Here is a 14,602-nt window from a genome sequence, read left to right on the forward strand (position 1 = left end):
CGCGCCCGGCAAAATCTGAAATAGCTGATGGCAGCCGGAATCTCCGCTCCCTAGAGTCGCTACGGCGCCGCCTCCCTGGCCGCGCCGCCCTAGCCATGCCAGGCACGGGCATCGACCGCAGGTGTCACGGAGATTTCCCATGGATTGCCCGTCAGACCCCCATCGTCCCCGCCAGCCCGCGAGCGCGCCGGCGGACCCGCTCCGCGAAGCCACCCGGCCGCGCAATGGCAGCACCGGCACCACCGGCACCAGCGGCCCGCCGGACGTCACGGAAGCGTCATCGCCGGGTCACGGCACTGTCACCGCGCCTCACTACATTGCATCGCAACAGTTTCGTCACCAAAAGGACATACTGATGCGAGACCTCCCCACGCCGACCCAGCCGCTCTTCGACTCTTTGCCCAATGGCCTTGGCGGCCAGACGGCGCGGAGCCGTCTTCATCGCCAATCGGATAAGGCAAGTGAGTCGCCTGCTCTCAGCGTGGCGTGGGCGCGCCACCAGGACGAAATAGTCGAGGCGCAGCGCCTGCGCTACAAGGTGTTCGCCGAGGAGATGGGCGCACGCCTGACGTCTTCGGTGCCGGAGCTGGACATCGACATGTTCGATGGCTACTGCGACCACCTGATCGTGCGCGACATGGCCACGCTGCGCGTGGTCGGCACTTACCGCGTGCTGCCGCCGCACCAAGCCAAGCGCCTGGGCTGCCTGTACGCGGAATCGGAATTCGACCTGGTGCGCCTGTCCCACCTGCGCCCCAAGATGCTGGAGCTGGGCCGCTCCTGCGTGCACCGCGCCTATCGCTCGGGCAGCGTCATCATGGCGCTGTGGGGCGGACTGGGCGAGTACCTGCAGCGCTGGGGCATCGAGTCGATGCTGGGCTGCGCCAGCGTGCCGATGAGCGACGGCGGCCACTATGCGGCCAGCCTGCACCGGTTGTTCAGCGAGCGCTACCTGGCACCGATCGAATACCATGCCTTCCCGCGCCTGCCGCTGCCGGTCGAGGACCTGAACCAGCAGCTCGAGGTCGAGCCGCCCGCGCTGATCAAGGGCTACCTGCGCCTTGGGGCAAAGATCTGCGGCCAGCCGGCCTGGGATCCGGATTTCAACGTGGCCGACTTCCTGACGCTGCTGCGCGTGAACGACATGAACCCGCGCTACGCCCGCCACTTCCTCGGCTTGAACCAGGCTGTATGATCCAGGGCGCATGATCCAGGCCGCCCGAGCGGCGGCCCCTTCCGCCACGCTCGGCCGTTCGTCAGTCGTAGACGACCTTGTAGCGCTTGCCGACCCGCTGCCACTCGTCGGCCTCCTGCGCGAGGCTGTATTCGATCAGCGGGTTGGCATCGATCCAGGTCTTGGGCAGGCGCACCTCGAAACCTTCGTCGAGCGCCTCGGCCAGCTGGCTGACGCGGATGTCGGGCAAGCCGACGTCCGACCGGCGCCGGCACAGCACGAAGGCCAGGCGCAGGCTGAACAGCATGCGCCAGTCGACGAACTTGCCGCTGCCCGACAGCTTGCCGAGCTTGCCCGCATGCCCCAGCAGCAGCGTGGCCAGCCGCGCCTGGTCGGTCTTGGAGAAGCCCGGCATGTCCGCATGCGTGGAGATATACGCCGAATGCTTGTGGTAGCCGCTGTGCGAGATCGACATGCCGATCTCATGCAGGCTCGCGGCCCAGCCCAGCAGCGCCAGGTTGTCTTCGCGCCGTTCGTTGGCGGGCTCCGGGAACTGTGACAGCAGCGCCTGCGCGGTGCCGCGCACGCGCCCTGCCTGGGCACGGTCGACGCCGTAGCGGCGCATGAACTGGTCGACCGTGACGGTGCGCATGTCCTCATGGTGGCTGCGCCCCAGCAGGTCGTAGAGCACGCCCAGGCGCAACGCGCCGTCGGTGACGTCCATGCGGTCGATGTCGAGTTCGGCGAACACGCCCAGCATGATCGACAACCCGCCCGGCAGCACCGGGATGCGGTCCGGCTTCAGCCCGGTAAGCTTGACGCGGTTGGTGTTCTCGGCCTTGATCAACGCGCGCTTCAGGCGCTCCAGCCCTTCGCGCGTGATGCCATGGTCGGCCGGGTTGTCGTTCATGCCGTTGAGCTCGATCAGCTCGGCCAGCGCGCGCGCCGTGCCCGACGAACCGACCGCCTGCTCCCAGCCGGCGGCGCGGTACTGGCGCACCAGCACCTGGATCTCGCGGCGCGCGGCAAGCTCGGCCTGCTTCATCGCGTATTCGTCGACATTGCCGCTGGGAAAGAACTGCCGGCTATGCGATACGCAACCGATGTACAGGCTCTCCATCAGCTTGGACTGGTAGCCGCTGCCGATGATGAACTCGGTCGAGCCGCCGCCGATGTCCACCACCAGCCGGTTGCCCTGGCAGGCCGGCGCATCGTGCGAGGCGCCCAGGTAGATCAGCCGCGCTTCTTCGCGCCCGGCGATGACTTCGATCGGGAAACCGAGCGCGTTCTCGGCCTCGATCAGGAACTCGGATGCATTCCTGGCGACGCGCAGCGTATTGGTGGCCACCGCGCGCACCTGGTCCGGCGCGAAGTCGCGCAGGCGGTCGCCGAAACGCCGCAGCGCATCGATGCCGCGCCGGCGTGCGGGCTGGTCCAGGTACTTGTCGGGCGTCAGGCCAGCCGCCAGCCGCACGGGCTCACGCAGGGCGTCGACCTGGAAGATCTGGCTCGCGGTGCCGTTGGCCGTGGTGGTCTCGTCCACCCGCCCGATCATCAGGCGGAAGCTGTTCGAGCCCATGTCGACGGCGGCGAGCAGGCGTGGAGTGTTGTTCATCGTGTGCTAGGAAGGCTGGTTCGCGTTCGTGCTGCGTGGCTCGGCCCGGGCAGGTGTCCCGCTGCCGGCGTTCACGCCCCGGAAAAATATGTCCTTGTCATGTCCGCCTCATGACAAAATCAAACTGTCATGAAAGTGACATGATTCTATGAAAAAGTCGCCACATTACCCAAAGAAGGTCATGACCATGTCGACGACGCCGTCCAGCACGCTGCTCAATCGTGAGCTGGGCATCCTGGAATTCAATGCCCGCGTGCTGTCGCAAGCCGCGGACCCTAAAGTACCGCTACTGGAGAGGCTGAAGTTTATCTGCATCGTGTCCAGCAACCTGGACGAGTTCTTTGAAATCCGCATGGCGGGCCTGAAGGAACAGATGCGCGACAACGCCTCGGGGCTGACGCCGGATGGCCTGTCCTTCCAGCAGACTTACCAGCTTGTCACCGAGCGCACGCAGCGGCTTGTTGCTTCGCAGTATGACATGCTGCAGAACACCATTTTTCCACTTCTTGAAAAAGAAGGTGTCTTTTTCCACCTGACCACGACCTGGACCGACCCGCAGCGCGAATGGGCGCGCGAGTTCTTCCAGCGCGAGCTGGCGCCGGTGTTGACGCCGATCGCGCTGGACCCCGCCCACCCTTTCCCGCGCGTGCTCAACAAGAGCCTGAACTTCGTGGTCGAGCTGTCCGGCAAGGATGCCTTCGGCCGCGAAGCCGACCTCGCCATCGTGCAGGCGCCGCGCGCGCTGCCGCGCGTGGTGAAGATGCCGGAGAAGCTGTCGGGCTACCCGTTCGGCTTCGTGATGCTGTCGTCGTTCATGCAGGGCTTCGTGCACGAGCTGTTCCCGGCGATCGCGGTGCACGGCTGCTACCAGTTCCGCGTCACGCGCAACTCCGACCTGTTCGTTTCCGAGGACGAGATCACCGACCTGCGCGAGGCGCTGCAGGGCGAACTGCCGACGCGCCATTTCGGCGACACGGTGCGGCTGGAGGTGTCCTCCGATACCCCGATGCCGCTGGCACGCCGGCTGCTGCTGGAATCGGGCCTGAGCGAGCAGGACGTGTACCGGGTGTCCGGCCCGGTGAACCTGGTGCGGCTGATGCAGATCCCCGACATGGTCGATCGTCCCGCACTGAAGTACTCGCCGTATGTGCCGGCGCCGGTGAAGGCCTTCGCCAGCGGCATGTCGATGTTCGACGTGATGCGCCAGCAGGACGTGCTGCTGCACCACCCGTACGAGAGCTTCAGCTCGGTGCTGGACCTGCTGCAACTGGCCGCCACGGACCCGAACGTGGTCGCGATCAAGCAGACCGTGTACCGCACCGGCAACGAATCGCTGGTGATGGAAGCGCTGATGACCGCCGCGCGCAACGGCAAGGAAGTCACCGTGGTGGTGGAGCTGCTCGCGCGCTTCGACGAAGAGACCAATATCAACTGGGCCGAGCGGCTGGAGTCAGCCGGTGCGCACGTGATCTACGGCGTGGTCGGCCACAAGTGCCACGCCAAGATGCTGCTGATCGTGCGGCGCGAGCCAACCGGTCCCAAGGCCAAGCAGGTCAAGCTGCGCCGCTACGCCCACCTGGGCACCGGCAACTACCATCCGCGCACCGCGCGCCTCTATACCGACTTCGGGCTGCTGACCGCCAACGAGGCGATCTGCGAAGACGTGCACCACGTGTTCCAGCTGCTGACCGGCACCGCCGGCACGATCCGGCTGAACCACCTGTGGCAATCGCCGTTCACCATGCAGACCAACTTGGTCGAGCATATCCGCGCCGAAGCCCGCCACGCGCGCGCCGGCAAGCCGGCGCGGATCATCGCCAAGATGAATGCGCTGCTGGAACCGTCGATCATCGACGAGCTGTACAAGGCCTCGCGCGCGGGGGTGAAGATCGACCTGATCGTGCGCGGCGTCTGCGCGCTGATGCCGGGCGTGCCGGGCATGTCCGAGAACATCTCGGTGCGGTCGATCGTCGGACGGTTCCTGGAACACCATCGCGTCTACTATTTCCGCGCGGGCGGCGAAGAGGTGCTGTACCTGTCCAGCGCCGACTGGATGGATCGCAACCTGTTCCGCCGCGTCGAGGTGGCCTTCCCGGTGCTGGACAAGGCGCTGAAGGCGCGCGTGATCAAGGAAAGCCTGCAGGTGCACCTGCGCGACAATGCTTCCGCGTGGATCATGCAGCCGGACGGCAACTATGTGCGCAAGCAGACGCGCTCCAGGCATCCGCGCATCAGCCAGAACGACATGCTGGTGATGTTCGGCGGCAATCCGTGAGTCGAACCGCTCAGGCGGCCCGGCGCGACGAATCCGGTGCCTGCGGCGATGCCGGCACGGCGGCAGTGGCGGTGGAGGCGGCATCGCTCAGGCTGCGCACGCTGCGCTCCAGCGGGAAGATGATGCGAAACACACTGCCGCGCCCTTCCTCGCTGGTCACGCGCAGGTCGGCATGGTGGCGCGACAGCACGTGCTTGACGATGGCCAGGCCCAGCCCGGTGCCGCCGGTATCGCGCGAACGGCTGCGGTCGACGCGGTAGAAGCGCTCGGTCAGCCGCGGGATATGTTCGGCGGCGATGCCAAGCCCGGTATCGGCCACCGAGAACACGGCATGGCCCTCTTCCCAGCCCAGCCGCAACGCGATGCGCCCGCCCTCCGGCGTGTAGCGCACTGCGTTGGACACCAGGTTGCCCAGTGCCGACAACAGCTCGGTGTCGGCACCGCGGAATCCCACCGTGGGGTCGATCTCGGCCGCAATCTTGTGCCGGCCTTGCGACAGCGCCTCGGCATCATGCATCAGGTGCGCGACCATCGCCTGCACGGCCACCGTGTCGTTGCCCGGCGGCTGCGCGTCGCTTTCCAGCCTGGCCAGCGCCAGCAGGTCATCGACGATGCTTTGCATGCGCATCGACTGCACCAGCATCATGTCGACATAGCGGCGGCGATCGTCTTCCGACACCGGCAGGTCGCGCACGGTTTCCAGGAAGCCGGTCAACACCGTGAGCGGCGTCTTCAGCTCATGCGAGACGTTGGCAACGAAGTCGCGGCGCATCGCTTCGGTGTTTTCCAGCTTGGTGATGTCCTGCGTGATCACAAGCTTGCGGTTGTCGCCGTAGGGCAGGATCTGCACCGCGATCACGCTGTGCTTGTGTTCGCCCATGTCGCGCATCACCAGCGGATCGTCGAAACGCTGCCGCGTCAGGTAGTGGACAAACTCGGGCCGGCGAATCAGGTGCGTGATGCGCTGGCGCACGTCGCGGCGCGCGTTCAGGCCGAAGTGCTGCTCGGCTACGTCGTTGCACCATTCGATCTGGTCGGCGTCGTCCAGCATCAGCACGCCGTTGGGCGAGGCCTGGATGGCCTGGATAAAGCGGGTGTGCTGTTGCTCGACCTGCAGCACCTGCGTGCGCCAGCGCTTGACCAGTCGGTGCAGACGGTAATACACCTCGCCCCACAGGCCCACGGCGCTCGGGATCTCGCCATAGACCGGCGCGTCGAGCACTTTCCACAGGCGGTTGATCTGGTACAGGTAGAAGCAAAGCAGCCCGAGCAGCACCGCGCATGCGAGTGCCAGCGCGGCGATCGGGCCGAAGGCGAGGTAGACGCCGGCGGATACCACCACCAGGCTGATCAGGATAGCCGCGGAACGGGCCCAGATGACATTCATGCGCAGGGTTCATGCTAGCGGCCGGCAGCGGCCGCATCGGTTGCGACGGAGTGTGCCACGATTTCGCCGCGCCCCGCCAGCAGCGTGGGGGATAGCGCGGGGCGGAATGGCGCCGCCCCGCGCCGCCGGCCGCTCAGGCGCCGGGAACGCGCGCGAGGCGGTAGCCGCTGCCGCGCACGGTTTCGATCATGTTGCTGTAGCCACCCGGGGTAAGCGCTGCGCGCAGGCGCTTGATGTGCACGTCGACGGTGCGCTCCTCGACAAAGACGTGGTCGCCCCAGACCTGGTCGAGCAGCTGTGACCGGCTGTGCACGCGCTCCGGATGGGTCATCAGGAAGTGCAGCAGGCGGAACTCGGTCGGACCCAGGTCCAGCTTGATCGGGCCGCTGTCGTCCTCGCCGGTGACGCGATGCGTGGCCGGGTCCAGCCGCAGGCCATTGATCGCCACCACGTCGTCGGTCAGCTGCGGCGCGCGGCGGCGCAGCACCGCCTTGATGCGGGCCAGCAACTCCTTGGGCGAAAACGGCTTGGTGACGTAATCGTCGGCACCGGCTTCCAGGCCCATTACCTTGTCCTGCTCCTCGCCGCGGGCGGTCAGCATGATGATCGGGATCTGGCGGGTGCGATCGTTCGTCCGCAACTCCTTGGCGAAGGTCGCGCCCGACTTGCCCGGGAGCATCCAGTCCAGCAGCACCAGATCGGGCAACACGTCGCTCATCAGCGACAGCGCTTGCTCGGCGTTATAGGCGCGGATCGGATAGTGCCCCGCGTGCTGCAGGTTGACGGCGATCAGTTCGGCGATCGCCGGTTCGTCTTCGACAACGAGAATACTGCTCGGCATGTGTATCGTTCTCCGCAATCAGGCGGCTCAGCTCAGGGCTTCGCGCTCCATGTCCTCGCGCGAGACATGGCGGACGTCCGTTCCCTTGACAATGTAAATGATAAATTCCGCGATGTTCTTGGCGTGATCGCCGATGCGCTCCACCGCCTTGGCGATAAAGAGGAAATCCAGCGCGACCGAGATCGTGCGCGGGTCTTCCATCATGTACGTGATCAGCTTGCGCACGAAGCCGCGGAATTCCTCGTCGATGGCCTTGTCGTCCTTGACGATGCGCGCCGCCGCCACGGTATCCAGGCGGGCGAAGGCATCCAGCGCCTGGCGCAGCAGCGAGATCGCCATCTCGCCCGACAACTTCACCTCGGCGTAGTTGATGCTGTGCGCCGATGCGTCTTCCATGATGTGCTTGGTGCGCTTGGCGATCTTCTCTGCCTCGTCGCCGGCGCGTTCCAGGTTGGTGATGGTCTTGGAAATGGCCATCACCAGGCGCAGGTCGCGCGCGGTCGGCTGGCGCCGGGCGATGATATTGCCGCAATCGGCATCGATCTCGACCTCCAGCGCATTGAGCTGCTGCTCGCGTGCGATGACCTGGTCGGCCAGGTCGGCGTCGAAGTCGGCCAGCGCGCGCATGGCCACTTCGATCTGCGACTCGACCAGCCCGCCCATCTGCAGCAGCTTGGTGTTGATCGCGTTGAGGTCGGCGTCGAACTGGGTCGACAGGTGCTTGTCTGGCATGGGTTTCTCCTGGCCGCTGTTGGTATGCTACGCCCTGCGGTAACGATCGGCCGAATCAACCGAAGCGGCCGGTAATGTAGTCTTCCGTTTCCTTGCGGTGCGGCTTGATGAAGATCTTCTCGGTCTCGCCGAACTCGATCAGCTCGCCCAGGTACATGTAGGCGGTGTAGTCCGAGCAGCGCGCGGCCTGCTGCATGTTGTGGGTCACGATCACCACGGTGTACTCGTCCTTCAGCTCGGCGATCAGCTCTTCGATGCGGCCGGTGGAGATCGGGTCAAGCGCCGAGCACGGCTCGTCGAGCAGCAGCACTTCCGGGCGGATGGCGATGCCGCGGGCGATGCACAGGCGCTGCTGCTGGCCGCCCGACAGGCCGTAGCCCGACTGCTGCAGCTTGTCCTTGGCCTCGTTCCACAGCGCCGCCTTGGTCAGCGCCCATTCCACGCGGTCGTCCATCTCCGAGCGCGACAGCTTCTCGAACAGGCGCACGCCGAAGGCAATATTGTCGTAGATCGACATCGGGAACGGCGTCGGCTTCTGGAACACCATGCCGACCTTGGCGCGCAACAGGGCGATGTCCTGGCGCGCGTGCAGCAGGTTGTCGCCGTCCATGTTGATCTCGCCCTCGGCACGCTGCTCGGGATAGAGCGCATACATCTTGTTGAAGGTGCGCAGCAGCGTCGACTTGCCGCAGCCCGAGGGGCCGATGAAGGCCGTGACCTTGCGGTCGGGGATCGACATGTTGATGTTCTTCAGCGCATGGAACTGGCCGTAGTAGAAGTTCAGGTTGCGCACGTCGATCTTGGCGCGTACCGAATCAGGAATGTCGATGACGGTGGAGGTCATTGCGTTCTCTCGCTTGCAGTCTTCATGGCGAAACGTGGGATAGGTCGTCCCGCCGCTTATCTCTTCTTGAACAGGATGCGCGCCAGGATGTTCAGGGCCAGCACGCCGAGCGTAATCAGGAACACGCCCGCCCAGGCCAGTTGCTGCCATTCGGTGAACGGGCTCATGGCGAAGCGGAAGATGGTCACCGGCAGGTTGGCCATCGGCTTGTTCAGGTCGGAGGTCCAGAACTGGTTGGACAGCGCGGTGAACAGCAGCGGCGCGGTTTCACCGGCAATGCGCGCCACCGCGAGCAATACCCCCGTCACAATGCCGGCGTACGATGACTTCACCGTGATCGACAGCACCATCTTCCACTTGGGCGTGCCCAGGGCGAAGGCGGCCTCGCGCAGCGAGTTGGGCACCAGGTTCAGCATGTTCTCGGTGGTGCGCACCACGATCGGAACCTGCAGCAGCGCCAGCGCGCAGATGCCGGCCCAGCCCGAGAAGTGGCCCATGCGAGTCACCACCAGCGCGTAGACAAAGAGGCCGATCACGATCGACGGCGCCGACAGCAGGATGTCGTTGATGAAGCGGATAAAGCTGGCCAGCGGCGAGCGCTGGCCATATTCGGCCAGGTAGATGCCGGCCAGGATACCCAGCGGCGTGCCGAACAGCGTGGCCATGCCCACCATCACGAAGCTGCCGAAAATGGCGTTGGCCAGACCGCCGCCGGCGGTGTTGGGTGCCGGCGTCATCTGCGTGAACAGGTCCAGCGACAGGCCGCCCACGCCCAGCGTGACAGTGGTCCACAGGATCCACGCCAGCCAGAACAGGCCAAAGGCCATCGCCACCAGCGAAGCGGTCAGCGCATACAGGTTGACGCGGCGGCGGCGGCCCTGCAGGCGCGCGCGCACGGCATCGGCATCGGGACGGACGGCGGGGATCGATACGGAAGACACAGCCCGGCTCGCTTGGGTCATTTGGCTCATTTGGCGCCCTCATTCTTGGCGAGGCGCAGCAGCAGCAGCTTGGACAGCGCCAGCACCACGAAGGTAATGAAGAACAGGATCAGGCCGAGCTCCATCAGCGCGGCTGTATGCAGGCCGACGCCGGCTTCGGCGAACTCGTTGGCGAGCGCCGAGGTGATGCTGTTGCCCGGCGAGAACAGCGAGGCGCTGTCCAGCAGGTTGGTATTGCCGATCACGAAGGTGACGGCCATGGTCTCGCCCAGCGCGCGGCCGAGGCCCAGCATCACGCCGCCGATGACGCCGGCGCGGGTGTAGGGCAGCACAACGTTCCACATCACTTCCCAGGTGGTGCAGCCCACGCCGTAGGCGGACTCCTTGAGCAGCACCGGGGTGACTTCGAACACGTCGCGCATCACCGAGGCGATGTAGGGAATGATCATGATCGCCAGGATCACGCCCGCGCACAGCAGGCCGATGCCCAGCGGCGCGCCCTGGAACAGCTTGCCGATCACCGGCAGCTGGCCCACCGTGGCGGCCAGGGGCTTCTGGAAATACTCGCCGAAGATCGGCGCGAACACGAGCAGGCCCCACATGCCGTACACGATCGACGGCACCGCGGCGAGCAGCTCGATGGCGGTGCCGAGCGGGCGACGCAGCCAGGCGGGCGACAGCTCGGTCAGGAACAGGGCGATGCCGAAGCTCACCGGCACCGCGATGATCAGCGCAATCAGCGAGGTCACGATGGTGCCGTAGATGGGCACCAGCGCGCCGTAGACATCGGCGGGAGGATCCCACTCCGCGGACCACAGGAAGCGCACACCGAAGGCCTCGATCGAGGGCCAGGCGCTGATCGCCAGCGAGACGATGATGCCGCCCAGCAGCAGCAGCGTCACGATGGCGGCGCCGCGGGTCAGGCCGCCGAACAGGAGGTCACCGAGCCGGCTCGGTGGCTGGACGCCGCGGGTGTCGGAGGAGAGAGTCGCCATGTCGGAGAATTCAGGGTGGATCGCCACTCCCGCCTGGGCGGGAGCGCAGTGTCCGGGCAAGAATCAGGCTGCCCGGACACCGGCCCCGCGCTCACGCGGGGCCGGCGATGCCGTCAGATCAGTACAGCGCCTTGCCCGAGGCGTCCTTCACGCTGGTCTTCCAGGTCGAGCGGATCTGGTTGACCACGCTCTCCGGCAGCGGCACGTAGTCCAGGTCGGCGGCCATGTTGGCGCCGCTCTTGTAGGCCCAGTCGAAGAACTTCAGCACTTCCGCGCCTTGCGCCGGCTTTTCCTGGCTCTTGTGCACCAGGATGAAGGTGGCGCCGGCGATCGGCCAGGCATCCTTGCCCGGCTGGTTGGTCAGGATCTGGTAGTAGCTCTTGCTCCAGTCCGCGCCGGCGGCGGCGGCCTTGAAGGCATCGTCGCCCGGCTTGACCACGGCACCCGACGCGTTCTTCATGTTCACGTGGGTCATCTTGTTCTGCTTGGCGTAGGCGTACTCGACGTAGCCGATGGCGCCGTTCAGGCGCTGCACGAAGGCGGCCACGCCCTCGTTGCCCTTGCCGCCGGTGCCGCCGCCCGGCCAGTTGACCGTGGTGCCCTCGCCCACCGTGCCCTTCCAGTCAGCGCTGACCTTGGACAGGTAGTTGGTGAAGATGAAGGTGGTGCCCGAGCCGTCGGCGCGGCGCACCGGCAGGATGTCCTGGCTCGGCAGCTTGGCTTGCGGGTTCAGCGCCTTGATGGCAGGGTCGTCCCACTTCTTGATCTTGCCCAGGTAGATATTGGCCAGCACGTCACCGGTGATGGTCAGTTCGCCCGGCTTCACGCCTTGCAGGTTGATCACCGGCACCACGCCGCCGATCACCGTCGGGAACTGGACCAGGCCCTGCTTGTTCAGTTCCTCGTCCTTCAGCGGCGCGTCCGAGGCGCCGAAATCGACCGTCTTGGCACCAATCTGCTTGATGCCGCCCGACGAACCGATGGATTGATAGTTGACCTTGTTGCCCGTTGCTTTGTTGTATGCGTCGGCCCACTTGGAATACACGGGCGCCGGGAAGGAAGCGCCTGCACCGGTAATTTCCGCCGCGAACGCAGTACCCGCTACGACCATCGAAACGATGCCTGCCACGGCAGTCTTGACCAGCTTCATATGTCCTCCAGAGAACATTGGTTGGGAATGACAAATTTTTGACAAGACGAACTGTATGCTCCCGATATGACAATTCCGTGACATCTTTGAATCTTCTTGAAAGCCGCTGCCAGCTTGGGTTTCAAGCCGCCATCGGATTGTCATGCGGGCGCAATGTGACAGCGGTTAATTGCGAAATTGCGTTAAAAAACGCCGGGACCAGCCCGGCGTTGGTGTCACAAATGCGCCGGATCAGGCGCCCAGCGCTTCGGCCAGCGTCTTCGCGGCGCGCTCGGCCATTTCGGCCTGTTCGGCCTCCACCATCACCCGCACCACCGGCTCGGTGCCGGAGGCACGGATCAGCACCCGGCCGCGGCCTTCAAGTGCCGGCTCGACCGCCGCGCGCGCGGCTTGCAGGCCGGCATGCGACTGCCAGTCGAAACCCTTCTGCACGCGCACGTTGATCAAGGTCTGCGGGAACAGCGAGACACCCTCCAGCAGTTGCGCCAGCGTGCTGCCGCTACGGCGCAGTGCCGCCAGCACCTGCAGCGCAGAGACGATGCCGTCGCCGGTGCTGTGGCGATCGAGGCACAGCAGGTGGCCCGAGCCCTCGCCACCCAGCGTCCAGTTGCGCTTGTTCAACTCTTCCAGCACATAGCGGTCGCCAACCTTGGCGCGCACGAATTCCACGCCCTGGCGCTGCAGCGCCAGTTCCACCGCCATGTTGGTCATCAGCGTGCCCACTGCGCCTGGCACCACCTGTCCGTTGGCCTGGCGGTCGCGCACGATCAGGTACAGCAGCTCGTCGCCGTTATAGAGACGGCCGTCGGCATCCACCACCTGCAGCCGGTCGGCATCGCCGTCGAAGGCCAGGCCCAGGTCGGCGCCGTTGGCCTTGACCGCCTCGATCAGCCTGGCGGGCGCGGTGGCGCCATAACCTGCGTTGATATTGCGGCCGTCCGGCTGGTTGCCGATCGAGACCACGTCGGCGCCCAGCTCGTGGAAGACGTGCGGCGCGATGTGGTAGGCGGCGCCATGGGCGCAGTCGACTACCAGCTTCAGGCCGTGCAGGTCCTGCTCATGCGGGAAAGTGCTCTTGCAGAACTCGATGTAACGGCCCGGGGCATCGTTGATGCGGCGGGCGCGGCCCAGGTCGTCGGAGGGCGCGCACAACATCGGCTCGTCGATGGCGGCCTCGATCTCGGCCTCGACCGCGTCGGGCAGCTTGTCGCCGTCGGCGGAGAAAAACTTGATGCCGTTGTCGTAGTACGGGTTGTGGCTGGCCGAGATCACCACGCCGGCCGACAGGCGCAGCGCGCGCGTCAGGTAGGCAATGCCCGGCGTGGGCAGCGGGCCGGTCAGCAGCACGTGCACGCCGGCCGAAGTAAAGCCGGCTTCCAGCGCAGCTTCGAGCATGTAGCCGGAAATGCGGGTGTCCTTGCCGATCAGCACGGTCGGGCGGCCCTGCCCGGTCCTGGCGCCGTGCGCCAGCACCTTGCCGGCCGCATGGCCCAGGCGCATCACGAAGTCGGGGGTGATCGGCGCCTCGCCAACGCGCCCCCGGATGCCATCGGTCCCGAAATACTTGCGTGTCATTCGCTGTTCCCTTTCTGTTCTGTCTTGCGTTGCGCTGCCTGGCGCTCTGCGGCGCCTGCCTTGGGTGGACGGCGGCGGATCAGGCTGCCGTGACGGATTCATTGCGCACGGCCCACCAGGTCTTGACCGCGTCCACGGTCTGCTCCACATCATGCACGCGTACGATAAATGCACCGCGCTCTACCGCACACACCGCGGCAGCAATACTGGCGGCAATTCGTTGCTGTGGCGGGCGGCCGCCCAGGATCGCGCCCAGGGTGGACTTGCGCGAGATCCCCGCCAGCACCGGCAGCCCTTCCAGCGCCATCCGCGGCAACTGGCCGAGCAGGCGCAGATTATGATCCGGCGTCTTGCCGAAGCCAAACCCCGGATCGAGGGATATGCGCGCGTCGTCGATGCCGGCGGCGCGCAGCACCGCGATGCGTTCGGCCAGGAAGCCCGCCACTTCGCCGACCACATCGTCGTAGTGCGGGTCCTCCTGCATGGTCTGCGGATCGCGCTGCATGTGCATCACGCACAGCCCGGCCTGTCCCGCCTGCGGCGCCGCCAGTGCCTCCACCGCGCCTGGCATGCGGAAGCCCCAGATATCGTTGATGAGATCCGCACCGGCCGCGAGCGCGGCGCGCATGACCTCGGGCTTGTAGGTGTCGATCGACAGGGGCTTGCCGCAGTCGCGCAATGCCTCGACCACCGGGATCACGCGCGCCAGTTCATCCTCGAGCGGCAACGCGGCCGAGCCCGGGCGGCTGGATTCGCCGCCGATATCGATGATGTCCACGCCCTCCGCAAGCATCTGCTCGGCGTGGCGCACAGCGGCATCGCGGCCGGCGTGCTGGCCGCCGTCCGAGAAGGAGTCGGGGGTCACATTGAGGATGCCCATCACGAGCGGGCGCTGGTCGAGCGCAAAGCGGAAGCGTCCGCACTGGAAATACCGGGTCTGTGGAGTCTGCTGCAAGGTCGGAATACTCAATCAAGCGGTGCGCGAGCCCGGCCGCGCAAAAGGAAAAGCCGGTGCACCAGGCACCGGCTTCAGGGTCATGCATTACACAGCCAGCATGCAGGCGTCGTCAGGC

At 65.9% G+C, this 14,602-nt stretch carries 12 protein-coding genes; 2 read left to right on the forward strand and 10 right to left on the reverse strand.

The genetic code is table 11. The features are described from left to right. Positions 1-355: 355 nt before the first annotated feature. The gene (locus JTE92_RS23690; RefSeq protein WP_063238174.1) at positions 356-1,195 is read left to right on the forward strand and encodes a GNAT family N-acetyltransferase; all 840 of its coding nucleotides are present in this window, start codon (positions 356-358) and stop codon (positions 1,193-1,195) included. 61 nt (positions 1,196-1,256) lie between these two features. On the opposite strand, the gene ppx is transcribed toward JTE92_RS23690, so the two are convergent. Further along, on the reverse strand, positions 1,257-2,789 hold the full coding sequence (ppx, locus tag JTE92_RS23695) for an exopolyphosphatase (RefSeq protein ID WP_063238175.1): 1,533 nt from the start codon (positions 2,787-2,789) through the stop codon (positions 1,257-1,259). 187 nt (positions 2,790-2,976) lie between these two features. Here ppx and ppk1 point away from each other — a divergent pair, with 187 nt between their 5' ends. Beyond that, positions 2,977-5,064: a polyphosphate kinase 1 gene (gene ppk1, locus JTE92_RS23700; protein ID WP_063238263.1), complete on the forward strand. Its 2,088-nt coding sequence runs from the start codon at positions 2,977-2,979 to the stop codon at positions 5,062-5,064. 10 nt (positions 5,065-5,074) lie between these two features. Here ppk1 and phoR read toward each other — a convergent pair whose 3' ends face one another. The 9 genes from phoR to folP form a co-directional block, all read right to left on the reverse strand. Further along, positions 5,075-6,451, reverse strand: coding sequence for a phosphate regulon sensor histidine kinase PhoR (gene phoR, locus JTE92_RS23705; protein ID WP_063238176.1), 1,377 nt, complete (start codon positions 6,449-6,451; stop codon positions 5,075-5,077). Between the two features lie 133 nt (positions 6,452-6,584). Further along, positions 6,585-7,292: a phosphate regulon transcriptional regulator PhoB gene (phoB, locus tag JTE92_RS23710; protein WP_063238177.1), complete on the reverse strand. Its 708-nt coding sequence runs from the start codon at positions 7,290-7,292 to the stop codon at positions 6,585-6,587. A gap of 27 nt (positions 7,293-7,319) precedes the next feature. Next, positions 7,320-8,024, reverse strand: a complete 705-nt coding sequence (phoU, locus tag JTE92_RS23715; protein WP_029046387.1) for a phosphate signaling complex protein PhoU — start codon at positions 8,022-8,024, stop codon at positions 7,320-7,322. Positions 8,025-8,079: 55 nt separating this feature from the next. After that, on the reverse strand, positions 8,080-8,868 hold the full coding sequence (gene pstB / locus JTE92_RS23720) for a phosphate ABC transporter ATP-binding protein PstB (protein WP_063238178.1): 789 nt from the start codon (positions 8,866-8,868) through the stop codon (positions 8,080-8,082). Positions 8,869-8,924: 56 nt separating this feature from the next. Then, positions 8,925-9,830, reverse strand: coding sequence for a phosphate ABC transporter permease PstA (pstA, locus tag JTE92_RS23725; RefSeq protein ID WP_063238179.1), 906 nt, complete (start codon positions 9,828-9,830; stop codon positions 8,925-8,927). 5 nt (positions 9,831-9,835) lie between these two features. After that, positions 9,836-10,804 (reverse strand): phosphate ABC transporter permease PstC, encoded by a 969-nt coding sequence (pstC, locus tag JTE92_RS23730; RefSeq protein ID WP_063238180.1) that lies wholly within the window; start codon positions 10,802-10,804, stop codon positions 9,836-9,838. A 118-nt stretch (positions 10,805-10,922) separates the two neighbouring features. After that, complete coding sequence (gene pstS / locus JTE92_RS23735; protein ID WP_063238181.1) at positions 10,923-11,954, reverse strand: phosphate ABC transporter substrate-binding protein PstS; 1,032 nt, start codon at positions 11,952-11,954, stop codon at positions 10,923-10,925. A 231-nt stretch (positions 11,955-12,185) separates the two neighbouring features. After that, positions 12,186-13,529, reverse strand: coding sequence for a phosphoglucosamine mutase (gene glmM / locus JTE92_RS23740; protein ID WP_063238182.1), 1,344 nt, complete (start codon positions 13,527-13,529; stop codon positions 12,186-12,188). Between the two features lie 79 nt (positions 13,530-13,608). Beyond that, positions 13,609-14,484 (reverse strand): dihydropteroate synthase, encoded by an 876-nt coding sequence (gene folP, locus JTE92_RS23745; protein ID WP_198065746.1) that lies wholly within the window; start codon positions 14,482-14,484, stop codon positions 13,609-13,611. Positions 14,485-14,602 lie beyond the last annotated feature (118 nt).

It is taken from the genome of Cupriavidus oxalaticus (genome assembly GCF_016894385.1).
Lineage (GTDB): Bacteria > Pseudomonadota > Gammaproteobacteria > Burkholderiales > Burkholderiaceae > Cupriavidus > Cupriavidus oxalaticus.